Origin of the sequence: Saccharospirillum alexandrii (assembly GCF_043641555.1) — a bacterium.
In the GTDB taxonomy this organism is placed as follows: Bacteria; Pseudomonadota; Gammaproteobacteria; order Pseudomonadales; family Natronospirillaceae; genus Saccharospirillum; species Saccharospirillum alexandrii_A.
The window spans coordinates 310,447-333,957 of sequence record NZ_JBHZRJ010000005.1; the positions used below are offsets into that span (position 1 = coordinate 310,447).

Here is a 23,511-nt window from a genome sequence, read left to right on the forward strand (position 1 = left end):
CTCCCGTTCTGCGGTTGCGAATGTAGTTGTCTCTACTTTAGCGGGAAATGGGCCCGGTTACTAACCCGGGCCTGCCCTGGCGCCGAACGGTGCGTCCGGCGCGGGCGTGTGGGGCGGCTAGCCTTTTACCCCGCCGGAGGTGAGGCCGCCGACCAGAAAGCGCTGGGCAATCAGGAAGACGATGGTGATGGGTACGCCGGAAAGCACGGCAGCGGCGGCGAAGTCGCCCCAGAGCTGGCTTTGGTCTTGTATGTATTGCTGGGCGCCGACGGCCAGGGTCATTTTATCGAGGTCGCTGATGATCACCGAGGCGAGCGGGAATTCGTTCACGAAGCCGATGAACGCCAAAATGAACACCACCGCCAGTATCGGCACGCTCAGTGGCAGCAGGATTTTGTAGAAGGTCTGGAACGGGGTGGCGCCGTCGATAGCGGCGGATTCCTCCATGGCCGGGTCGATGGTGTCGAAATAGCCAATCACCATGAAGATGTTCAGCGCCAGGCCGCCCATGTAGCCGATGATCAGCGCGGAATGGGTGTTCAGCGCCAGGAAGTCGACGAAGCTGCCCAGCTTGTCGAACAGCAGGTAGAGCGCGACCAGGAACAGGGTGTTGGGGAACATCTGTATCACCAGCAGGGATTTGAGCATGGGCCCCTTGCCCTTGAACGGCAGCCGGCCGAAGGCGTAGGCGCTGGTGGTCGAAAGCAGCAATATCAGCATGGCGCTGATGCCCGCTACCTTAATGGTGTTCATCAGCCAGCTCAGCACCGGGAAGGTTGGTTTGGAAACGTAGGCGTTGCCGTATTGCACCGTGGTGCGGGTGGCGTCTGCCGGTCGCTCGGGGATGGTGAGCTGGCCGCTGGCCTGGCCGTCGGCGGCGATGAAGATGACCTCGTCACCGTAGCGGCTGGCCTGATCGGCCTGGTCGAGCACCAGGTGCACGGGCTCGGTGCTCGATACCACGCGCCCTACTCCGTCTAAAAAGCCGATGCTCAGGTAGGAGCGCAGCGGGAAGTACTCGGCTTCTACCCTGGGGTTGGCGGTCAGCGTCCAACGGCCATCGGCGTTGAAGGTGACGTCGCCGAGTGCATTGTTGAAGGTGACGGAGTCCACGCCGTCGAGGTCTTTCTTTTGCGGGTTCATGCCCACGTAGGGTTGTTCGAACGCCAGGTACCAGTGCTCCAGCGTCGGGTTGCTGGGGATGATGGTATCGACCAGGGTATGGCCGGTGCGGAACGAGACCGAAACCAGATACGCCAGGGGGTAAATCACGAAGGCGAGAAAGACGATCAGTACCAGGTGAGCGCCGATGACGCGTGCTTTGTGTTCGCGGGTTTTAATCATGCGGCTCTCCTCAGTGTTTTTTAACGCCGACTTCGACTTTGGCGACCTTTAAATACAGGAAGGCGATGACCGCGACGATCATGAAAATGAAGGTCGAGATGGTCGAGGCCAGTGCGAAGTCTTGGGTGTCGCCCCGGAACGCGAGGCGGTAGGCGTAGTTCACCAGCAGGTCGGTCTCACCGGCCTGGGGGTTGGAGCCGATGATGATGGGCCCGCCTTTGGTCAGCAGTTCAATCAGCACGAAGTTGTTGAAGTTGAACGCGAAGGAGGCAATCAGCAACGGCAGCAGTGGCTTCAGAATCAGCGGCAGGGTAATGCGGAAGAAGTTGTTGAACATGCCCGAGCCTTCCAGCCCGGAGGCTTCGTACAGGTCTTTCGGGATCGATTGCAGCATGCCCAGGCACAGAATGAACATGTAGGGGTAACCGAGCCAGGTGTTCACAAACAGAATCATCGCGCGGGTGGTGTTGGGGTTGGAATTCCAGTTCGGAGCAATGCCGAACAGGCTTTCCAGAATGAAGTTGATCTCCCCGAAGTTCTGGTTGAACAGGGCCTTGAAAATCATGATCGAAATAAAGCTGGGCAAGGCATAGGGCAGAATCAGCAACAGCTGGTACAGCGCCCGGCCGCGGATCGGTTCCCATTGCACCAGAGAGGCCAGCGTGACGCCGATAATAAAAGTGGCGACCACGGTGAAGGCGGAGAACAGCATCGTCCAGGTGAAGATCTGCACGAAGGGGTCGAACATGCCTTTGTCGGTGAGGACGCGTTTGATGTTGTCGAAGCCCACGTTCACGGTGAACCCGGGGTTCAGGCGCTGGCCGTTTTCGTCTTCAAAGTAACCGGCTTCGAAATTGGGGCTAATGACGCTGCCGTCTTGCTGGTTCACCAGGTTGCCGTTGTCGTTCAGTTCATACAGCGGGTAGGTGGTTGAGAACTGAGTGAGGCGGGATTTCATCAGCTCGGTGCCATCGGGCAATACCAGCATCACCCGGTCGAGTTCGCTGCGCAGTTTTATGGCGGCGTTACGAGGGGCCGGTTGCAGGTTGGCCAGTGTTGAATCTAAAGGCCCGCTGGCTTCGAGTTCCAGGGTGATTTGTTCCGTGTGCGTCATCGGCACGGATTCTGTGGCCACATAGGTGTCGCCGGTGTTTTCGTTTTCAACGCTGATGCGGTAGTCGGCGCCGTCTTCATACAGTACCAGGTCGTAATTGGCGCCGTCTTCGGCGGCGTAGGTCTGGTTCAGGAAATAGGCCTGGGCCTGTTCAAAGCTGATGAGGTGCAGGTTGGAATAGTTGGTGAAGCCGATGCCCAGGGTGTAGAGAATCGGGAAGATAATAAACAGCATCATGCCGGCCAGGCCGGAGAATACGTAGCGCCATACGTAGGCGCGGTCGAACAAAAAGATATAGGCGAAGGCCGTGGTGAACAGCAGCGTCACCACGGCAAACAGCGGCTCGCCCTGGCTGTACATCACCAGCACGATGTACATGAAAAACAGGGAGATGGCGCTAACGATGCCGCGCTGCAGCCAGAGTTTCCAGCCACCCTGAGCGGCGGACTGCGGAACCATGGGGATGGCGTTGGGGTTTGCCATGGGGGGTACGGCCTCGTTTGAATTCGGTCGGGATGTGGTTCAAAAAAAGAGCTTATCCCGGCATTGGCAATAAGCTCTAAAACGCTTAAGAATTGAAGTTCCGGAGTTCAAATTGGCTACATCGCCTTGAGCCCGCGACGGAGGGCAGAGCTACTTTTGCGGGGGCGCCGTGAATACGTCCTTGTAGGCTTAACTTCGGCATCCATGCCTCAGATACCCCCGCATAAGCAGCCCCGCCACCCGTCGCTAAACTACAGTGAACTCCGAAACTTGCTGTCTATTCAGTTACTGAACAATACGCGCGGCGGCATCGTTCAACGCCGGGCCTGCTTCCTGGCGCCCTTGAACAATGGCGGTCAGTGCGGCTTCGGTGTTGCTCCAGAAGGCACCCATTTCCGGGATGTTCGGCATGGGTTCACCGGCTTGCCAGATGGCGTAGGCGTCGGCCAGGGTTTGGTTGTCTTGCGACAGCTCGGCCATGAAGGCTTTGTGGGTAACGGCGCCCAGGGCGCGGTCGTTGTTTACGGTTTCCAGGCCTTCCTGCGTCAGCAGGTAGTTTTCGATGAATTCGATCGCCAGGTCTTTGTTCGGGGAGGCGGCGTTAATGGTGGCGGAGAGTACGCCGGTGAAACCCTGGCCTGCTTCGCCATCGAGTGTTGGGTAGGGGCCGACCAAAATGTCGATGCCGGCTTGTTCGTACTCACCCCAGGCCCAGGGGCCGTTGATCACGCAGGCGACTTCGCCGTTTTTGAAGGCGGCATCGAATACGCCGTAGTCGACGCCTTCGGGCATAACATCGTCTTCAATCAATCCACGGATCATGCCCATGGCTTCGATGGAGCCTGGCTGGTTGATGCCGGTTTTCTTGGCGTTGTACTGGCCGTTAATCTGTTCGAAGGCGTAGCCGCCTTTTACCGTCATAACGCCGTAGTTGAAGTAGGCGTTGTTGTACCAGTACAGCAGCGGGGCAATGCCATTTTCCGCCAGGCCGGGGGCGGCGGCGCGTACGTCTTCCCAGGAGGCGAACGGGGCATCAACGATGTCGGCGTTGCAGATCTGGGTGGGGCCTTCAACGGCCATGGGGTAGCCGTAGGTGGTGCCGTTGTAGGTGACGGCGCCCCAGAACGAATCGTCCAGTGCGTTGCGGACGTCGCGGCCGGGTTCAACGGGAGCGAGCAGGCCGGATTTGGCCCAGTCGCCTATGCGGTCGTGTGCCCAGATGAAGATGTCGGGCCCCTGTCCGATGGCGGCTTCTTTCTGGAATTTTTCGGTTACGGCATCCGGTGTTTCAACGGTAACCGGTATGCCCAGCTCTGCTTCGAGGCGGTCGCCCACGGCTTGCAGGCCGTTGTAGCCTTTGTCGGCGTTAATCCAGACCAGCAGTTCGCCTTCTTCGAGGGCCAGTGCAGTGCCTGAGGTGGTCATGGCGGCCACAGACATGGCCAGAATCAGTGTTTTTTTCATCATTGCCGTGCTTCCTTCCTGTGTCTTTTTTTGTTGTCGCGTGCGGCGGTGCACGTCGGTGTGCTTTCAACCGGAACGCGGGCAAAAATATCGGGTTGGCAGGGCCAAACACAGGCGGGTTTTTCGTCCATTGGCAAAAATCCACCCAGTCCAACCCCCTTTGGGGGGTGGAGTGAGGCAGATTCCGCAATTAATGGGGATCAATCGATGTTCGGGTTGAATACTAAAGTTCGGAGGCTGGGTTGGCTTTAGTGGCAATGGTCCGCGACCGCCACCTGGGACGCCCTTGTGGGGTCGGCGTGGATCCGTCCCTGGAGCCTAGGCCGCAACATCCATGTTGCGGACTACCCCACAAGGGCGTCCCAAGTGGCGGCCGCTTGTTGTGTCGGTGAACGCGTAATTTGTAAGAGTCGGACTAGCGATCAGTGGTTTTGATACCGGCGGCAGTGAAGCGGTTGCGCAGTTGTATTTGGGTTTCTATTTCGGAATGGGCAATACCGAGCAGTAACCACATGGTTCCGGTTGAGCTTTCGCGGGTTCGGACGACGCGGAGCTCTTCATTAAGCCAGGTCAGTATCACCTGCTGGGCCTGGGTTTTATCTTCTTCGGCGACGTCGCCAAACCAGTTTACGAGCCATTCCAGTGCCATGGCGTGCTGCACTTCCAGGCGGGCGCGCTCGATGTTGTCGTCGGTTTCAACGTTGGCGGTGGCCGGGGCGGAGGTTAGGCGGGTAATGGGGTAGCCTTCGATCTGCTGGTCGCAGATAAAGGAAGGGGCCGGTGTGCGGGTGGTGTCGGGGAAGGTGCAACTGGTCAGTTCCTGTTGCATGCCACGGGACATGCAGGCGGACAGGCCGACTGCCAGTACCAAAGCCAGGCTCGTTTTTCCCAAAACCCAGGCATTGTTGAAGCGATGGCCTTGAACAGACACGTCGTTGGAACTCCCTTATTTGAACAATGCAGATAACAAAAAACCCGACGCATCGGGATTATGTCGTACCGTCAGTATGCCAGTTGGGGGAGGAAACGCCAGTTACCTTGATTGCCTGGGGTCCGTGCCGCGCACCGGGTAGACCTATTCGGGGTCGGCGTGAACCCATCCATGGGGCCTAGACCGCAGCATCCTTGCTGCGGACTCCCCCGAATAGGTCTACCCGGCACACAGCACTTGGCTTGGCGGCAGGTCCGTGTTTCAAGTTCTTTTTTAGAACAGGATGCGCGCGCGCATCGTTCCTTTCACTTCCCGAACTTTATCGAGCGCTTTCAGCGAGCAGTCCTGCGCCACATCGATCACCACGTAGCCAATCTTATCCCGCGTTTGCAGGTATTGGCCGATGATGTTGATGTCGTTCTCGGAGAAGATCCGGTTAATTTCGGACATCACACCGGGGATGTTCTGGTGAATGTGCAACAGCCGGTGAGCGCTGGGGTGTGCGGGCAGGGCCACTTCCGGGAAGTTGACGGCGGAGATTGAGGTGCCGTTGTCGGAATACAGTGCCAGTTTTTCCGCGACTTCGATGCCAATGTTGAACTGGGCTTCCTGGGTGGAACCGCCAACGTGCGGCGTGAGCAGTACGTTGTCGAATTCACGCAGGGGCGACAGGAATTCGTCGTCGTTGCTGCGGGGCTCGACCGGGAAGACGTCGATAGCGGCGCCAAGAAGTTTCTTCTCTTTCAGGGCGCCAGCCAGGGCGTCGATGTCCACCACGGTGCCGCGGGCGGCGTTAATGAAGACCGAACCCGGCTTCATGCGGGCGAACTGTTCCGGGCCCATCATCCACTTGGTGGACGCGGTTTCGGGTACGTGCAGGGTGACGACGTCGCTGGTTTCGAGCAGTTCGTTCATCGAGCCAACCTGGCTGGCGTTGCCCATGGGTAGCTTGGTGACGATGTCGTAGAACTGGACATTCATGCCCAGGCCTTCGGCCAGTACACCCAGTTGGGTGCCGATGCTGCCGTAACCGACAATACCGAGTTTCTTGCCTCGGATTTCGTAGCTGTCGGCGGCGCTCTTCAGCCAGCCGCCGCGATGGCAGGCGGCGTTCTTTTCGGGAATGCCGCGCAACAGCAGGATGGCCTCGGCCAGCACCAGTTCGGCTACGGAGCGGGTGTTGGAGAACGGGGCGTTGAAGACGGCGACGCCATGGAGGGCGGCGGCGTCGAGGTCTACCTGGTTGGTACCAATGCAGAAGCAGCCAACGGCGACCAGTTTGTCGGCGGCCTCGAAGATCTCGGCGGTGAGCTGGGTGCGGGAGCGAATGCCGATGAAGTGGGCGTCTTTGACCTTTTCGATCAATTCGGCTTCGGGCAGCGAACCCTTGTGGTATTCGATGTTGGTGTATCCGGCTTTGGTCAGCGTATCCAGGGCGCTTTGGTGCACACCTTCCAGCAACAGGATGCGAATCTTGCTTTTATCCAGCGAATTTTTGCTCATGCTCAGACTCTTGGTACCAATGAAATGGGTGGCGCGCGGATGATACCACAGCGTTTCCGGCTTACGAGGCGCCAATTACGCAATGAACTGTTCTACCTTGGGCAAAACACGGCTTGGCTGGGTTTGGTGCCATGGGGTTCGCGATCGCCACCCTGACTGAGTCTGGCGGGACGCTGCAAGTACGTCCGTGTAAGCTCGGCGGTCCCCATCCATGGGGACCCACGCCCGCCAGCCTCAGTCAGGGTGCCAATCACTTGAATGTGGTTACATTTCCTCCGACAAGCTGAGTTTACAAGATGAATTCTTGGACGATGGCACCATAGGAACACAGGACTGTTGGGTATGCTCACTAGAGGCCGTTAGACAACATGGATGTTGTCTCCGAGCCCCCATGGAAGGGTTCACGGCGTGCCTCTAGTGAGCATACCCGACGGTCCTCCGAACCTCCCAGGCAGCTAAACATGAAGCCGATGAAGTAAACGCCCGGCAAATAACCTTAAGTAACCAACGAGGTATCCCGGGGGTTACGGGGAGCATACCGGGCCGGTAGCTGGTCGATGTGGTCGAAGGTGCGGGGGTCTTTGTAGGGGAGTTTCATGAAGCCGCGCAGGCCGAGGCCCTGGATGTCTTTGACGGCGGCGAGCATGCGGTTGAGGTGGTTGCGGAAGTTGTCTTCCTGGCTGGCGTCGAGCAGGCGGTAGTAGTTGTGGATTTTCAGGTTGCGCGGCAGTACCTCGAAGATGATGCAGCCGGTGTGGTGGATGCGGTCGAGGGCTTCGATCTCGTCCATGATCGAGGGCGGCAGGGTCAGGTATTCGTCGGGGTCGCGGCCGTCTTCGAAGTAGGAGTGCATGCGTTCTGTGTCTTCGCCTTTTGGGGCCGGGGTGACTAGGTAGGGGATGCGCAGGCTTTTGGGGGGTATGAAGGCATCGGTTTCACGGCGGCGGTCGAGGTGTAGGGTGTCGCGGGCGTTGTACATGACGGCCTTGAAGGTGCCCTGGCGGTAGACGCCTCGCGCCAGGTTGACCATGTTGTTGACCGACTGGTGGAACGAACGGCGCAGTTCGGGGTTGTGCAGGCTGAAGGCGGATTCGATGCGTACGCCCTCGGCGTGCCATTTTACGGCCAGGCCGCCGACGATGGGGTAGCGGCCGAGGCGGCTGACGGCGGCGACGAAGGCTTTTTCGGTTTCGCCCATGCCTTGCAGGTAGTTTTTGTAGTATTTGTCGAGTTGTTCGTCTTCGACGTCCATCAGGGTGTCGTCGGGGTTTTCCTGACGCAGGAAGGATTTGCGCGAGCTGTAGACGGCGGTGTCGACTTCGCGATGGCGCTCGCTGACCCAGACGGGAATCATCGGTGCCAGGTCGTCAGCCGGGGCCATGGCGACGATGTGTCGCATGCGGGTCATGTGGCCGAGGAAGTAGTTGCCGGCCTGTTGGCGCTGGTCGGTGTCGTCGTCGAGCATGGCTGCAAGCACGCGGGCGAATTCGATGGGCAGGCCGAGCGCCTGGGGTGTGATGACTTTGCGGCCGAATCGGCAGCCCTGGCCTGAGGCGAGTGCATACAGGGTGGCGGCGGTGCCTTGTTCGTCGAACCGGGGGGATGAGAGGCCGCCGTTCAGTTGTTCGTCGCCAATGAAGTAGACGTCGCCGAGTTTGGCGTTGGTGTGTTGCAGGTCGGACGACATTAAGTCCATGACGCTGTTGGAGATGAACTGGTGGTCGGCGTCGAGCTGGGAGAAGACCGATGAGCCCCAGTCGATCAGTTGCACCTGTTCGGTGGCCGGGTCGAAGACGAGGTTGCTGGGTTTGATGTCGCCGTGAACGATGGGGCGCCACTGGCCCTGGGAGTCGGTTCGGGTGCGCAGGTAGCGCAGCAGGTCGGATAATTGAGCCGCGATGTTAAGGATCAGCTGCGGCGGCAGTCGACCGGCTTTGAGGCCGTAGTCGTCGAGGTCGAGCCCCGGGGCGCGGGTCATCACCAATATGGCTTGTTTGCCGACGCGGACGAAGTCTTTGACCTGGGGGATTTGCGGGTGGTCGAGCAATGATTGCAGGTCGCTTTCTTCTTCGAGCCGGTCTTGGACGTGTTGGGGCAGGTTGATGCGTGAGAATTTGAACACCAAATCAACCCCGGTGCGGGTTTTGCCGCCAAACACGAAGCCGAAGGCGCCCTTGCCGATCAGTTCAATCTCCTGATACCCCAACCGCTCCAGCTGACGCATACAGAGCTTGATCCAGGCTTTGAGCTTGGCGGCGTCCTGATGCGAGAGCAAATAGATGCTTTGCTCTTCAGGGATGTAAAAGTGCTTGAGGCTGTGCTCCACCGGCTGGCTCCTGTCTGGTAAGCCCAGTTTGGCTAATCATGGCTGGAGTTTCCAGCGCCGTGGTCGTGCCATGAGTCAGTAATTCGCGAGGGTAAGTTGGTTCGGTGGTTGTTTTGACTTTGGTGGCTTGCGGACTATCGGGTACTCCTACTGGAGGCACGCCGTAAATCCTTCCATGGAGGCTCGCTGCCCGGATATGAATCCCTTCCATGGGATCCACCCTTCGGGCTCGCTGCGCTCATGCCAAAACGCTCCTGGCGTTTTGGTCCCTGCGGTCAGACGACCTCCAGTAGGAGCACCCGACAGTCCTTCGATCATCTGCGGTTACATTGACGCGAATTTCTGACTCAAGGCACTAATTCTGGTGGCGTACCCGTTCGTACACACAAAGATTAACTGCGGACGCAAGATTCAACGATTCTATGACACCGGAGCCTGGGATTGTGAAGGCGGTGGCGTTCAGGTCGGTTAAAGCTTCGCGGGGAACACCTCTGGCTTCGTTGCCGAAGACGTAGCAGTCGACTGATTTGAAGCTGGGGCTTGTGAGTGGTTCGCCGCTCATGTCCAGGCTGGCAAGGTTCGAGAAACGCCCGGTTAAACTGTCCAAAGGTACATCCAACTCCATCGGCACATGAAAAATCGCCCCCATGCTGGCGCGCACGACTTTGGGGTTGTAGGGGTCGACGCTGCCGGGGCTGAGCAGGCAGCGAAAGCCGCCGAACCAGGCCAGGGTGCGCAGTATGGTGCCCAGGTTGCCCGGGTCCTGAATTTCGTGGAGGTAGATGGCGATGTCGGTTTTGGTGGCGACTGGTGAGGGTGATGCTGGGGTAATGGGCACCACGGCCACGATGCCCTGGGGGGTTTTGGTATCGCTGATCTGCGCCATTTTTTTGCTGCTGATCAGTTGGGTGCGCAGCGGGCTTTGCCAGTTTTCATACGCTTCCGTGACCAGCAGCTCGGCCTGGCGCAGGGCTGGTTGGTGTTCGGCGGCGCGTTGCAGTTCGAGCACCAGGTGCTCACCTTCAACCAGGTAGTGACCGAACTGGTTGCGGTATTTTTTCTGGTGCAGTTTTTTGATGTCGTCGAGTTTCACGCCGGCACACCTGTTTCTGCTCCCGCATCAGCCAGCATGGCCAGCGCCAGGGCTTCGGCGACTTTGATGCCGTCGACCCCGGCCGAGAGAATACCGCCCGCGTAGCCTGCCCCCTCGCCCGCCGGGTAGAGCCCGCGGGTGTTGATGCTTTGCAGGGTAGCGTTGTCGCGTTTGATGCGGATCGGCGATGAGGTGCGGGTTTCGATGCCGGTTAATATGGCGTCGTCACGGTCGAAGCCGCGAATCTGTTTGCCGAAGGCGGGCAGCGCTTCACGGATGGCCTCGATGGCGTAGGCCGGTAGCGAGGGGGCCAGGTCGCCGAGTTTGATGCCGGGTTGGTAGGAAGGTTCTACTTCGCCCAGCGTATTCGATGGGGTGCTGCGAATGAAGTCGCCGACCAGTTGCGCCGGAGCGCAATAGTCTTTGCCACCCAGTTCATAGGCTGTGGATTCGAGTTGTTCTTGCAGTTCCACACCCGCCAAAGGGCCGCCGGGGAAGTCCTGTTCGGGGCTGATGCCGACGACGATGCCTGAGTTGGCGTTGCGTTCGTTGCGCGAATACTGGCTCATGCCGTTGGTGACGACCCGGCCGGGTTCGGAGGTGGCGGCGACGACGGTGCCGCCCGGGCACATGCAAAAGCTGTAAACAGCGCGGCCGTTTTTAGCGTGGTGCACGAGTTTGTAGTCGGCGGCGCCGAGTTCGGGGTGGCCAGCGTATTTGCCGAGGCGGGCTTTGTCGATCAGCGATTGCGGATGTTCAATGCGAAAGCCAATGGCGAAAGGTTTGGCTTCGACGTAGACGCCTTGTTTGTGCAACATGCGGAAGGTGTCGCGGGCGCTGTGGCCAAGGGCCATGATGACGTAACGGCTGTCGATGTGCTCGCCGTTTTCGAGGGTGACGCCGGTTGCCCGGCCATCATCCAGCGTCACTTCGGTGACTTTGCTTTCAAAGCGGATCTCGCCGCCCAGGGCGATGATCTCTTCACGCATTTTGGCGACCACACCGGTCAGCCTGAAGGTGCCGATGTGGGGTTTGCTGACGAACAGTATTTCTTCCGGCGCGCCGGCCCGCACGAATTCGTGCATGACTTTGCGGCCATAGAATTTCGGGTCTTTGATCTGGCTGTACAATTTGCCATCGGAAAACAGTCCTGCCCCACCCTCGCCAAACTGGACGTTCGATTCCGGCGACAGTTCATGCTTGCGCCACAGGGCCCAGGTGTCTTTGGTGCGGCGGCGAACGTCTTTACCGCGCTCCAATACAATGGGTTTGAAGCCCATCTGCGCGAGAATCAGGGCCGCGAACAGGCCGCAGGGGCCGAAACCGATGACGACGGGGCGTTCGGTGATGCTAGCGGGGGCCTGGCCGACGGGGTAATAAGCGGTATCGGGTGCCGGGCGAACGTGTTGGTCGTCGACAAAGCGCTCTAGCACGACTGTCTCGTCGCGCACTTCGAGGTCGACGATGTAGACGAATTTGATTTCCGAGTTCTTCTTGCGCGCATCGTAGCTGCGCTTGAACACGGTAAAAGACACCAAATCGGCATCGGCCAGTTTCAGCCGGGCAACAATGGCCGGGCGCAAGGCTTCAGGCGGGTGATCAAGCGGTAGGGCAAGTTCATTAAGGCGAATCATTCTTAGTCCTGGTCGGTGACTCCGACATGGTGGCTATACTGTGGCTTTGGTCCACGTCAGCTACCAGTGGTACTTCTGCGGGGTCGGCGTGAATCCGTCCATGGAGCCTAGACCGAAACATCCATGTTTCGGACTCCCCCGCAGAAGCACCACCGGCATCCGACGCTCGCAATGTGGTCACTCTGAAACTGGGTTAAAAAAACGTCGAATATCGGCCTCTGGGTGCCGAATGGGGAGGAATTATACGCTTCGGGCTGTGTTGTGTCAGTCCTGTGGTTTTACGCCCTACCCGGCCACAGCGTACAATGGCGGCTTATTCGATGAATCAGCACGGTTAATTGGCTATGGCCCGATCCAAAAGCAGCAGTCGGTGGCTCGAAGAGCATGTAAACGACCCCTTCGTGAAACAGGCGCAGATCGACGGTTACCGCTCGCGCGCCAGCTACAAACTGCTGGAAATCAACACCAAAGACAAACTGATCCACCCGAACATGCTGGTCATGGACCTGGGCTCAGCGCCCGGCGGCTGGTCGCAGGTGTCGGCCAAATTGGTGGGGCACAAGGGCCGGGTGATCGCGTCGGACATTCTGCCGATGGATTCGATTGCGGGCGTGGAGTTCATTCAGGGCGATTTCACCGAGGAAGCGGTGTTCGATGAGATTATGGCCACGCTGGATGGCACTCTGGCCGATGTGGTGATCTCCGATATGGCGCCGAACATCAGCGGTGTGGATGTGGCAGACCAGGCGTCTTCAATGTATCTGGTCGAGCTGGCGCTCGATATGGCGCGCCAGGTATTGAAGCCAAAAGGCAGCTTTGTGGCCAAAGTGTTTCACGGCGAAGGCTACGATGAGTACGTGAAAGACCTGCGAACGTCGTTCGATAAAGTAGTGATTCGCAAACCCGATTCATCACGGGCTCGCTCGCGGGAAGTGTATGTGGTTGGCAAGGGCTTTAAGGGGTAAGTTAGTCACAAGTTCCGGAGTTCGAGGTTGTTTGGTTGCCAATAATCCGTATCAGCCACCGGGCATACCTCTCCGGGGTCGGCGTAAACCCTTCCATGGGGCCTAGATCGCAGCATCCTTGCTGCGAACTTCCCCGGAGAGGTATGCCCGGCACCTGATACTTAACGTGTCGCGAACTCCGAAACTTGAGTTTGAGGTGACAAGCGCCTCCCCAATCAAGCAGCAGACGTAACTTTCTCGGCTAGACTCCTGAATGTCTACCTTAAATATTTTCCTATTCACACGACTACAAATAACCCGACCTTTCCAAAGCGGGGCCTTTTCAATACTCTAGCGACACTCAAAATACTCACGTTGCGGTGTTGGCAACCAGCTAAGTGCCAGGTACCGGGTGTACCTGTCCGGGGAAGTCTGAGGCATGGATGCCGAAGCCTAGCCCCCAGGGACGGGTTTACGGCGACCCCGGACAGGTATACCCGGTGCCTGGCACGAACTCACAGCAACAACCAGAAACGAACCCAAAAGGTGAACCGGTGGCTCAATACGTTTTTACTATGAACCGCGTCGGCAAGGTTGTACCGCCGAAAGAACAGATTTTGAAAGACATTTCGTTGTCTTTTTTCCCGGGGGCGAAGATCGGGGTGCTCGGTCTGAATGGCTCGGGTAAGTCGACCCTGCTGCGCATTATGGCTGGGGTTGATAAGGATTATCTGGGTGAGGCGCGGCCTCAGCCGGATCTGAACATTGGCTATTTGCCGCAGGAACCGGAACTGGACGAGTCGAAGACGGTGCGTGAAACCGTTGAAGAGTCGCTGGCGCATTTGAAGGATGCCCAGGTTCAGCTGGAAGCGGTGTATGCGGCCTATGCCGAGCCGGATGCGGATTTCGACAAGCTGGCGGCGGAGCAGCAGAAGCTGGAGAACATTCTGGCGGCGGCCGATGGCCATAACCTGGAAAACCGGCTGGAAATCGCGGCCGATGCGCTGCGCCTGCCGCCCTGGGATGCGCCGGTTAAGAACCTCTCCGGGGGTGAGCGTCGCCGTGTGGCCTTGTGTCGCCTGTTGCTTTCCAGCCCCGATATGCTGCTGCTCGATGAACCGACCAACCACCTCGATGCCGAGTCAGTCGCCTGGCTGGAGCGCTTTCTGCACGAGTTTACCGGTACCGTGGTGGCCATTACCCACGACCGTTACTTCCTCGATAACGTCGCCGGCTGGATTCTCGAGCTCGACCGTGGCCACGGCATTCCGTTCGAAGGCAACTACAGCCAGTGGCTGGAGAACAAGGAAAAGCGTTTGGAGATGGAATCCAAACAGCAACAATCGCACGAGAAGGCGGTTAAATCCGAGCTGGAGTGGGTGCGCCAGAACGCCAAGGGGCGCCAGGCCAAGTCGAAGGCGCGTTTGCGTCAGTTTGAAGAACTCAGCTCGCGTGAATTCCAGTCGCGTAACGAGACCAACGAGATCTACATTCCACCCGGTCCGCGCCTGGGCGATAAAGTGATTGAAGTCGAGGGCGTTTCCAAAACGTACAACGGCAACCTGCTGTATGAAGACCTCAACTTCACCGTACCACCGGGTGCCATTGTCGGCATCATCGGCGGTAACGGGGCCGGTAAGTCGACCCTGTTCCGGATGATCGCCGGGCAGGAAACACCGGATTCGGGCGACATCACTGTCGGTGAGACGGTCGACCTGGCGTTTGTTGGCCAGATGCGTGAGCTGGACGACAGCAAGACCGCCTGGGAAGAGATTTCCGACGGTCAGGATTTGATTTCCGTGAACGGCTACGAGATCCCCTCGCGTGCCTACCTCGGCCGTTTCAACTTCAAAGGCAACAGTCAGCAGAAGTATGTGAAGCAGCTGTCGGGCGGTGAGCGCAACCGCCTGTTTTTGGCCAAGCTGCTGAAACAGGGCGGCAACGTGCTGTTGCTTGACGAACCGACCAACGATCTCGATGTTGAAACCCTGCGTGCACTGGAAGAAGCCATTCTGGCCTTCCCGGGTGCGGTAATGGTGATTTCGCACGATCGCTGGTTCCTCGACCGGGTGGCGACCCACATTCTGGCGTTTGAAGGTGATTCCAAAGCGGTATTCTTTGAAGGCAACTTCACCGAATACGATGCGGATTACCATAAGCGGACCGGTAACCAGGGCCCGAAACGCATCAAATACAAACGCATCAAGTAAGCGTATGTTATAAAAGGCAGGCTCAGTCGCGTACCGTGATCTGAGCCTGCCTGCCTGTCCCGCCCGCATTACGAGGAAGACCATGAGCTCAAAGACCGGCCCACTGACCGGCCAGAAAACCCCGCTGGCAAAAAAACTCGGCCTTCTGGTCGGCCTTGGCTTCTGTTCCGGTGTGTTACTGGCCATTGCGATCTGGTTGCTGAGCCTGAACATTCCGATGATCAGCGGCATGATGGGGCTGCTGTGCACCATCGGCAGCCTGGCGTTACTGGTGGCTACGTTTCGGGTTTATGCGGCCATTTCGCTTTCATTGGCGCAGAACGACCAGAAACATCTGCAAAATGCGCTGATTCAGGCCAAAGACATGCTCGACACCAGCAAACAGCTGCGCGACGACCATGTGCTGTTGCAGAGCGTGTACAACAACCTGACCTTCCCGGTCTGGCTGAAAGACCGCTTTGGGCGCTATCTGGTGGTGAACAACACCCTGACCAACCACTGGTGCGATGGCGTCGATGCGAAAGGCAAAACCGATGCCGAGGTGCTCAACGCCCAACTGGCCGAGGTGTTTATGGCGTCGGACGAACAGGCGCTGAACACCGGCCGCCACCAGGTGCTGGAGCTGAAAATGGACCTGACCGGCCAGCCTTCTCGCTGGTACCGGATTGAGCGCCACCCATTGGTCGGCGAGAACGATGCCATTGTTGGTATTCTGGGCTTTGCCATCGACATTACCGGGTACAAGGTGTCGGATGAGCGCTTGCGGGCGGATCAGCTGATCGACCCGGTGACTGAGTTTTCCAACCAGCAGGGGCTGCGCCGTTTTATCGATGAGCACGATGAAGAGATCGACGATCTCTGGTGTCTGCACGTCGATATCGATCACTTTAAAGTGCTGAACGACAGTATGGGCAACGCTGCTGGCGATCAGTTGCTGACCCAGTTGTCGCAGCGCCTGAAACACCACAGCGACGAGGAGGATTTCCTCGCCCGCGTCGGTGCTGATGAGTTTGTGTTGTTCTGGTACGGCACCGAGGTGCCTTCCGATGACGACCGCGACGAGCGCCTGAAAGACCTGCATCTGCAATTGAATCAGCCGTTTTCCATTGGCGAGAGCAGCTACAGTTTTACCGTCTCGATCGGTGCGGCACGTGCACCCGGCCATGGCCTGACGGCGAACGAGCTGCACCAGAACGCCGGTATTGCGCTGTTCAATGCCAAGAAAAAAGGCCGCAACCAGGTGCACTGGTACCACAGCGATTATGAAGACCAGGCCCAGCGCCGGCTGCATAAGGCGCAAATGCTGAAGAACGCTTTGAAACAACAGGACCTGGAAGTTCACCTGCAGCCGCGCATCGATTCACGCACCGGGGAGATTCTAGCGCTGGAGTGCCTGGCGCGCTTGCAGGGTGAAACCGGAGATCTGATTTACCCGGGGCATTTCATCGAGCTGGCCGAGCACAACGGCTCGATTCGGGAACTGGACCGCTGGATGCTGGAGCAGGCGTTACTGCTGATCTCCCGCCAGTTGAACGAGGGCGCTCACCCGGTGGTTCTGGGCGTGAACCTGAGCGTGCAAAGCATTAATGACGATACGCTGCGCTACCTGACGGCCTGGCATGGCCGCAAGCCGGATGCATTGCGCTATCTGGAAATCGAGATTACCGAACACCACCTGCCAGACCAGAACGATGATTTCCGCCAGCGTCTGGAAGCGCTGGATGCCCTCGGCATTGTGCTGGCGCTGGACGACTTTGGTTCCGGCTATGCCAACCTGTCGAAACTGCCGGACCTGCCGTTCCGGATCATCAAGCTCGACCAGAGTTTTATTCGGGATCTGCCGAATTCGGAAAAGCAGATGGCGGTGGTAAAGGCGATTGTCGATCTGTGCAATTCGCTGTCGATTACCGTGGTGGCCGAAGGTGTCGAGACCGAGGAAGAACTCAATGCGGTCTCCAAACTGGGCTGCCATTACATTCAGGGCTTTGTCTATTCCAAGCCGCGCGCCCTGGCCGATGCCATAGAATGGTTTGAGCAGCGCCAGATGGCTCGTCAGTAGGCGGTGGCATTGGTACGCAACGGCTGCCGGGGGTGCCTCTGCGGGGTCGGCGTGAATCCGTCCGTGGAGCCTAGGCCACAACATCCATGTTGTGGACTACCCCACAGAGGCACCCCCGGCAACCGCCGCTAGTCTCCATTGCCTGGGTTCGCTATCACTCAATAACTTCTCAGCTATTGCGCGGCCGTGACGAATTCATTACCATGCCGCTCCCTGGCTGGGGCTCCCCGGTCAGTTTTGCGGACGTGGTGGAATTGGTAGACACGCCAGATTTAGGTTCTGGTGCCGTAAGGTGTGAGAGTTCGAGTCTCTCCGTCCGCACCATTCGAAGTTAGCTTCTCCCTTTCTATGAAATCGCTCAGTACCTACCCCGGTATTGTTGTGTTCGTGTGTCTGTTATCGCCGTGTTTCACCCTGGCAGAACACTCCGCAGGCGACGGCAAGCAAAACCAACCCTTGCAATCTCCCTTGGCATGAAGGCACAATTCACACTTGTTATTTAATTAACACTTGTTAATCAGGCCGACAATGACCGATATTGAACAGCAACTTCTAGCCGCTATCCGCGCCACGCCTATGGCTACCCAGCAACAACTGGCTGATCAGCTGGGGCTTAGCCGTGAATCGGTGGCCGGGCATATTATGCGGCTGACACGGCAGGGGGTGATTCTGGGCAAGGGGTATTTGCTGCCCGATCAGGACCGGATTGTCGTGCTCGGTGGCGCCAATGTGGATCTGACCGGCCGTTGCCACTCAGCCTACCGGCCCGGTGATTCCAACCCGGGCAGTCTGTCGCAAAGTGCCGGGGGCGTTGGCCGCAACATTGCCGAGAATCTGGCGCATCTGGGTCACGATGTCACGCTGATCACGCTACTCGGCAATGACACCAACGGCGATTGGTTGCACCAGCGCATTGCCGCAGCCGGCATTCGGACCGACGGCCTGTTGCGCCACCCCAGCTTGCCAACCAGTACCTACCTGGCGATGAACGATCACCAGGGTCAGTTGGTCGGCGCCCTGGCGGACATGGGCATCGCCGAGGCGCTGACGCCCGAGATATTGGCGCCGATGCGCTCGACGCTGGTGGCGGCTGATGCGGTGGTGGTTGAAGCGAATGTACCAGAGGCAACTCTGGCCTGGCTGGCCACCCTGCCGCTGAAAGGCAGGCTCTACGCCGATGCCGTCTCTACGGCCAAGGCGCCTCGTCTGAAGCCCCTGTTGCCACATCTTAACGTGCTTAAGGTTAACCGCTCTGAGGCAGGTGCTCTGCTGGGCGACACCGTCGACGAGCCGGAAACACTGGCCAGCCGGTTGCTGGAACAGGGCGTTAACACCGTGGCCCTGAGTCTGGGTCGCGATGGCCTGATGCTGTGTACCGACAAGCAACACCACCGCCAGGGCATTTACCCGACCCACATCGCCAGCGATACCGGTGCCGGCGATGCCCTGGTTGCCGGGCTGATTCACGCCGACCGGGCGCACTGGGAACTTTCTCACAAAGCAGCGTTCAGCCTCGGCTGTGCCGGCCTGACGCTCGAATCGAGCGGTGCCAACCACCCGCACCTTACCGAAACAACTGTTAATCAATGGATACTCGACCGATGAATAGCTACCTGGACATCAAACCCGAAGTGGCGGACGCACTGGCCAATGGCCTGCCCGTTGTTGCACTGGAAAGCACCATCATTTCTCACGGCATGCCCTGGCCGGACAACGCCACCACCGCCAAGGAAGTGGAGCAAATCATTCGCGATGCCGGTGCCGTACCGGCAACCATCGCCATCATCAACGGCCGCCTCAAGGCCGGTTTGACCAGTGACGAAATTGATACGCTGGCAAAAGCCGGGCAAAGCGTCGCCAAATGCTCCCGTCGTGACCTGCCTTATGTCGTCGCGCGCGGTGAGCACGGTGCAACCACGGTTGCGGCGACCATGATCATTGCCGATATGGCCGGCATTCGGGTGTTTGCCACCGGCGGCATTGGTGGGGTGCATCGCGGCGCCCAGCAGAGCTTTGATATCTCGGCAGACCTGCAGGAGCTGGCGCATACGTCGGTGGCGGTAATTTGCGCCGGTGCCAAATCGATACTCGACCTGGGGCTGACCCGTGAATACCTCGAAACCCAGGGCGTGCCGGTGCTCGGCTACCAGACCGATTCGCTGCCCGCCTTCTACACCCGCACCAGCGAACACAGTGTCGACTACCGGCTCGACAGCGACACCGACATTGCGGCCTTCCTGAAAGCCAAATGGGGCATGAAGCTGAACGGCGGTGTGGTGATTGCGAACCCGATTCCCGAAGCCTACGCCATGGACCCGACCAAGATTCAGCAGGCCATTGAGCAGGCTCTTGCAGAATCGGTCGAACAGGGCATCAGTGGTAAGGACTCGACGCCCTTCCTGCTGGCGCGCGTAGCCGAACTCACGGGCGGCGATAGCCTGGCCAGCAACATTCAACTGGTGTTCAACAACGCCCGCCTGGCGGCCGGCATTGCGCGCGAGCTGATCGCCTGAGCGATCCCTCTCGCTGAACACCACGCCTTTTCTAAGCCCCCGGTTTGATCACACGATCAAACCGGGGGCTTTTTTTGTCAATTCCTATCAAACTGCGCTCATATACCGAATAGCGGTTGCACTAGGCTGCGCGGCTGGCTAGTTTATTGCTACGAACAAGGCAATCATTCATGCGACGAGGTCTTTCATGTCGTCGCTGCTCCAAAGAAGTGCGCTGCTCTTACCGGCGGGCACCCAATGGAGACCAGGGATCGGAATGTGCTGTAGCGGACGGGAAGTCGTTAACTCCAATAAACAGAAAAGGTTAACGTTTCAATGCAGACCCACCCCCTGGTTCGACGGCTCGCATTCGTGTGCGCCTGTATGCTTCCGGCGACTTTGTTTGCCGAGGACTTTCCACGCATCAATCTCTATACCGAAAATTACGGTACCTTCAATTACAGCCTTACCGGCGCTGCCTATGAACACGATATTGAAGACATCGGCGGCACGGCCACCGAGATCGTCGAGAAGCTGTTCACCGAGGCCGGTATCGACTTCAAATTGCGGCTGCGTACCTGGTCGGTTGCTTATGAACGCGCGGTTGAACGCCCCAACTATGGCGTTTTTTCCACCGGGCGCACTGAATCGCGGGAAGACCTGTTCGAATGGGTGGGCCCGGTCGGTCAGTACAGCTGGATTTTGCTGGCTAAAGAAGGTAGCAACCTGACCATCAATAGGCTGGAGGACGCACGCGGCCTGCGCATTGGCGGGTACGAAGGTGACGCGGCGACGACCTTTCTGCAGGGGCAGGGCTATGAAGTCTCCACCCTGCCGAACGAATCACTCAACGCCCAACGGCTGGCCAATGACCTGATTGATGTATGGATCACCTCAGATATCAATGGCTACAAGGTTGCGGAAGAAAGCGGCTACCCGGATGTCGAAGAAGCCTTTCGCATTCGAACCGTCGATTTATATCTGGCGATGAACCCGGAAACCGACCCGCGCGTCATCAATGCCTTGAATTCGGCCTATGATACACTGATTGCCCGGGGCGAAATCACCTTCGATTGAACGGCTTTCATAAGGGGGAGCGTATGCGTTTTCGTCTGATCCCGCTGGTTCTGATCACCCTGTTGACCGGTTGCAGCGCCTTGCAACCTTCGGGGTCTATGGTACCGGCGGTTTCCACACCGTCGATTACGCTGCCACTGGTAGCCAGTTGGTACAACGGTAAGGTGTATTATTACGTAACCACCGATGCCTGGCCCAGAAACATGGCCATCGCCAAGGGCGCCAACTTCACTCCCCGCTTTCGCGATGCCATTCCGCCCCGCCCCAAACCACCGGGGCTGAAGACCATTCTGGAGCGGATCTACACCTTTCCGGCAGGGGAGCAAATAAACATCATCCCCTCCGCCCCCGACCCGATTGGCCCAACCAGCAATAACCGGCCCTACAGCCCTGTCTGGCAGATGGTGGAAGTACGCTGGCTGATGCCGGACCACCGGCAAGAGCTGAAGTCGGAAGCAGAACTGCTCGATGCGGAGGCAGAAGGCTGGGTAGAACTGACGCTGACTGAGGTTATTGTGAACTGCGCGGTGGTCGCCGATGCCGAGGGTAACCGGCTGCCAGGCAGCCAGTTACACGGTTTACCCGCTCAGCCGCGGTAGTAGCGCTGCTCGATAAACGGCATGCGGCTGACGGACATCGGCAGGCGCTTGCCCCGCACTTCGGCGAACACCTCGGTTTCCAGAGCGCTGAAGGGCGTTTCCACGTAGCCCATGGCAATAGACGCTTCGGCACTCGGCCCAAAGGTGCCGCTGGTCACGACGCCAATACGATCGCCTTCGGCACTGAACAGTTCCGTGCCTTCGCGAACCGGCGCCCGCCCTGCTCCGACCAGGCCAACCCGTTTGCGTTGCCAGTCTTTGTTCGCGATCTGCGCCAGAATCACCTCAGCCCCCAGGAAACCGCCCGGACGCTCGCCATCGGCACGGCGCGGCTTGCTGATCGCCCAGATCAGGCTGCCTTCGAGCGGCGTGGTGGTGGTATCAATATCATGCCCGTACAAGCAGAGGCCGCTTTCCAGGCGCAATGAATCCCGCGCGCCCAGGCCAATCAGTTCGACTTCGGGCTCGGCCAAAATACGACGGACCAGGCGGTCGGCATCAGCCGCCGGAATGGAGATTTCATAGCCGTCTTCACCGGTATAGCCACTGCGCGAGACATAGCACTCGACGCCATCGAGCGTTAGCTGCCAGTTATCCATAAACACCATTCTGGCGACGGCTGGTTCATAGCGCGCCAGCACCTCTACCGCTTTCGGCCCCTGCAAGGCGACCAGCGCCCGGTCGTCGAGCCGCTCCAGCGTGACACCGCTGCCCAGGTGGGCCTCCAGGTGAGCAATATCGGCTTCCTTGCAGGCGGCATTCACGACCAGGTACAGACAATCTTCATAGCGAGTGACCATCAGGTCATCCAGAATACCGCCAGTCTCGCTGGTAAAAATGGCATAGCGCTGCTTGCCCACAGGCAAGTCGATAATGTCGACCGGCACCAGTTTCTCCAGCTCAGCCGCTGCCTGCTCACCATGCAATTTCAACTGACCCATGTGCGAGACATCAAACAACCCGGCCGCAGACCGGGTGTGCAGGTGCTCCTGCTTCACCCCAAGCGGGTACTGCACAGGCATGGAATACCCGGCAAACGGCACCATACGGGCACCCATTTCAACATGCAGGTCGGTCAGCGGCGTGGTGTTCAGGGAGTCTGTATTGTCAGTCATAAGTCACCTGTTAACGTGTGAGCAGACCCGAAGTCTACTCTGAAAAAATGGCGTGACCGGCATAATGCAACAACAAAACCTTGTTTCCAATAAGAAACATGAGAAATATGGCTGAGTGTTGAGCCACGGTTCGGAGTTTAGTTTTACCTTGGTGCCAATGGGCGTGTCAGCCACCGGGTGGTCCTATCCGGGGTCGGCGTGAACCCGTCCATGGGGCCTAGACCACAACATCCATGTTGTGGACTTCCCCGGATAGGACCACCCGGCAGCTAACACTCACTATGTGCAAACTCCGAGACCTGCACATTACTGTCTATCTTGGTTGGTCAATATTGAATTAAACCATCTCAGACCAGCTTTGGCTGCCGGGTACTGGGTTGGCGGGGCGTCGGTCACCATGGATGGTGACCGCCGAGCTTACACGGATGTACTTGCAGCGACCCGCCCACCCAGTACCCGGTGGCCAAAGCGACTTCTGCCACAGGCTAAAATTCAACCACTCCCCAGGCAACCAACAAGGAAACCCCGTTAGGCAGTCACCCACAATACCTCGGCATCCTGCTCGCTGGTTGAGACCAGGGCATGCCCCATGGTGCAGTCGTAGTAGGCTGAATCGCCTTCGTTGAGGGTGACGGGCTCGTAGAATTCGGTGTAGAAGAGGAGAGAGCCCGAGAGGACGAAAAGGAACTCTTCGCCTTCGTGGCGGATCCAGTCGCTGAACTCGTCGAAGGTGCGGGTGTGGACCCGGGTGCGGAACGGCACCATTTTCTTCTGGGTCAGTTGGGTGGCCAGCAGCTCGTGTTCGTAAGTGGGCGTTGGGTGGGGTTTGCCCTCGCCTTTGCGGGTAATGTCGCGGCGGCCGCCGGCGCTGGCGCCCGTGCGGGGCCGGGCGAACAGCTGGGGGATGTCGATGCCGAGGCCGTGAACCAGTTTGTTGACGGCGCTGAAGGTGGGCGAGATTTGCTCGTTTTCGATTTTCGACAGTGTGGAGCGGGCAAGCCCGGTGCGTTTGCTCGCCTCTTCGAGTGTCAGGTTCTGGCTCAGGCGAATGGCGCGGACGCGCTGGCCCAGTTGCAGCGGCTCCAGGGTGGCTTCGGTGGCGCTTTTGCGGGCTACACGCATG

General features: G+C 58.6%; 17 protein-coding genes and 1 tRNA gene. 8 read left to right on the plus strand and 10 right to left on the minus strand.

All coding sequences use genetic code 11. The annotated features are described in order from the left end of the window. Positions 1 to 117 precede the first annotated feature (117 nt). The 8 genes from malG to ACHUE7_RS18455 all read right to left on the minus strand — a co-directional run bounded on the left by malG (position 118) and on the right by ACHUE7_RS18455 (position 11,892). The gene (gene malG / locus ACHUE7_RS18420; protein ID WP_394171349.1) at positions 118 to 1,344 is read right to left on the minus strand and encodes a maltose ABC transporter permease MalG; all 1,227 of its coding nucleotides are present in this window, start codon (positions 1,342 to 1,344) and stop codon (positions 118 to 120) included. Between the two features lie 10 nt (positions 1,345 to 1,354). Further along, entirely contained in the window at positions 1,355 to 2,941 is a 1,587-nt protein-coding gene (gene malF, locus ACHUE7_RS18425) for a maltose ABC transporter permease MalF (protein ID WP_394171350.1), read from the minus strand. Between the two features lie 285 nt (positions 2,942 to 3,226). Further along, positions 3,227 to 4,408, minus strand: coding sequence for a maltose/maltodextrin ABC transporter substrate-binding protein MalE (gene malE, locus ACHUE7_RS18430; protein ID WP_394171351.1), 1,182 nt, complete (start codon positions 4,406 to 4,408; stop codon positions 3,227 to 3,229). Positions 4,409 to 4,820: 412 nt separating this feature from the next. Next, a complete protein-coding gene (locus ACHUE7_RS18435; RefSeq protein ID WP_394171353.1) occupies positions 4,821 to 5,336 on the minus strand; it encodes a hypothetical protein in 516 nt (171 codons plus the stop codon). Positions 5,337 to 5,609: 273 nt separating this feature from the next. Beyond that, positions 5,610 to 6,839: a phosphoglycerate dehydrogenase gene (gene serA / locus ACHUE7_RS18440; protein WP_394171354.1), complete on the minus strand. Its 1,230-nt coding sequence runs from the start codon at positions 6,837 to 6,839 to the stop codon at positions 5,610 to 5,612. Positions 6,840 to 7,335: 496 nt separating this feature from the next. Further along, complete coding sequence (locus tag ACHUE7_RS18445) at positions 7,336 to 9,165, minus strand: protein kinase domain-containing protein (protein ID WP_394171356.1); 1,830 nt, start codon at positions 9,163 to 9,165, stop codon at positions 7,336 to 7,338. Positions 9,166 to 9,520: 355 nt separating this feature from the next. After that, complete coding sequence (locus ACHUE7_RS18450) at positions 9,521 to 10,258, minus strand: TrmH family RNA methyltransferase (protein ID WP_394171357.1); 738 nt, start codon at positions 10,256 to 10,258, stop codon at positions 9,521 to 9,523. Then, positions 10,255 to 11,892 carry an NAD(P)/FAD-dependent oxidoreductase gene (locus ACHUE7_RS18455; RefSeq protein WP_394171358.1) on the minus strand — a complete coding sequence of 546 codons (1,638 nt, stop codon included), beginning with the start codon at positions 11,890 to 11,892 and terminating at the stop codon, positions 10,255 to 10,257. The genes ACHUE7_RS18450 and ACHUE7_RS18455 overlap by 4 nt, the downstream gene beginning before the upstream one ends. A gap of 344 nt (positions 11,893 to 12,236) precedes the next feature. Between ACHUE7_RS18455 and rlmE the strand changes: the two genes are divergently transcribed. The 8 genes from rlmE to ACHUE7_RS18495 all read left to right on the plus strand — a co-directional run bounded on the left by rlmE (position 12,237) and on the right by ACHUE7_RS18495 (position 21,273). After that, a complete protein-coding gene (gene rlmE, locus ACHUE7_RS18460; protein WP_127558619.1) occupies positions 12,237 to 12,857 on the plus strand; it encodes a 23S rRNA (uridine(2552)-2'-O)-methyltransferase RlmE in 621 nt (206 codons plus the stop codon). A gap of 533 nt (positions 12,858 to 13,390) precedes the next feature. Continuing rightward, a complete protein-coding gene (gene ettA, locus ACHUE7_RS18465; protein ID WP_348476592.1) occupies positions 13,391 to 15,046 on the plus strand; it encodes an energy-dependent translational throttle protein EttA in 1,656 nt (551 codons plus the stop codon). An 82-nt stretch (positions 15,047 to 15,128) separates the two neighbouring features. Next, a complete protein-coding gene (locus ACHUE7_RS18470; protein ID WP_394171359.1) occupies positions 15,129 to 17,105 on the plus strand; it encodes a putative bifunctional diguanylate cyclase/phosphodiesterase in 1,977 nt (658 codons plus the stop codon). A 239-nt stretch (positions 17,106 to 17,344) separates the two neighbouring features. Beyond that, a tRNA-Leu gene (locus ACHUE7_RS18475) sits at positions 17,345 to 17,429 on the plus strand. Between the two features lie 204 nt (positions 17,430 to 17,633). Continuing rightward, entirely contained in the window at positions 17,634 to 18,710 is a 1,077-nt protein-coding gene (locus tag ACHUE7_RS18480) for a PfkB family carbohydrate kinase (protein WP_394171360.1), read from the plus strand. Next, a complete protein-coding gene (locus ACHUE7_RS18485; RefSeq protein WP_394171361.1) occupies positions 18,707 to 19,618 on the plus strand; it encodes a pseudouridine-5'-phosphate glycosidase in 912 nt (303 codons plus the stop codon). Before ACHUE7_RS18480 ends, ACHUE7_RS18485 begins: the two co-directional genes overlap by 4 nt. A gap of 363 nt (positions 19,619 to 19,981) precedes the next feature. After that, positions 19,982 to 20,674, plus strand: a complete 693-nt coding sequence (locus tag ACHUE7_RS18490; RefSeq protein WP_394171362.1) for a substrate-binding periplasmic protein — start codon at positions 19,982 to 19,984, stop codon at positions 20,672 to 20,674. A gap of 23 nt (positions 20,675 to 20,697) precedes the next feature. Further along, complete coding sequence (locus ACHUE7_RS18495; protein WP_394171364.1) at positions 20,698 to 21,273, plus strand: DUF7482 domain-containing protein; 576 nt, start codon at positions 20,698 to 20,700, stop codon at positions 21,271 to 21,273. Here the strand turns inward: ACHUE7_RS18495 and gcvT are convergent. Next, on the minus strand, positions 21,261 to 22,388 hold the full coding sequence (gene gcvT, locus ACHUE7_RS18500; RefSeq protein WP_394171365.1) for a glycine cleavage system aminomethyltransferase GcvT: 1,128 nt from the start codon (positions 22,386 to 22,388) through the stop codon (positions 21,261 to 21,263). The genes ACHUE7_RS18495 and gcvT overlap by 13 nt on opposite strands. 528 nt (positions 22,389 to 22,916) lie before the next feature. Beyond that, positions 22,917 to 23,510, minus strand: a complete 594-nt coding sequence (locus ACHUE7_RS18505; protein ID WP_394171470.1) for a helix-turn-helix domain-containing protein — start codon at positions 23,508 to 23,510, stop codon at positions 22,917 to 22,919. Position 23,511: the final 1 nt, after the last annotated feature.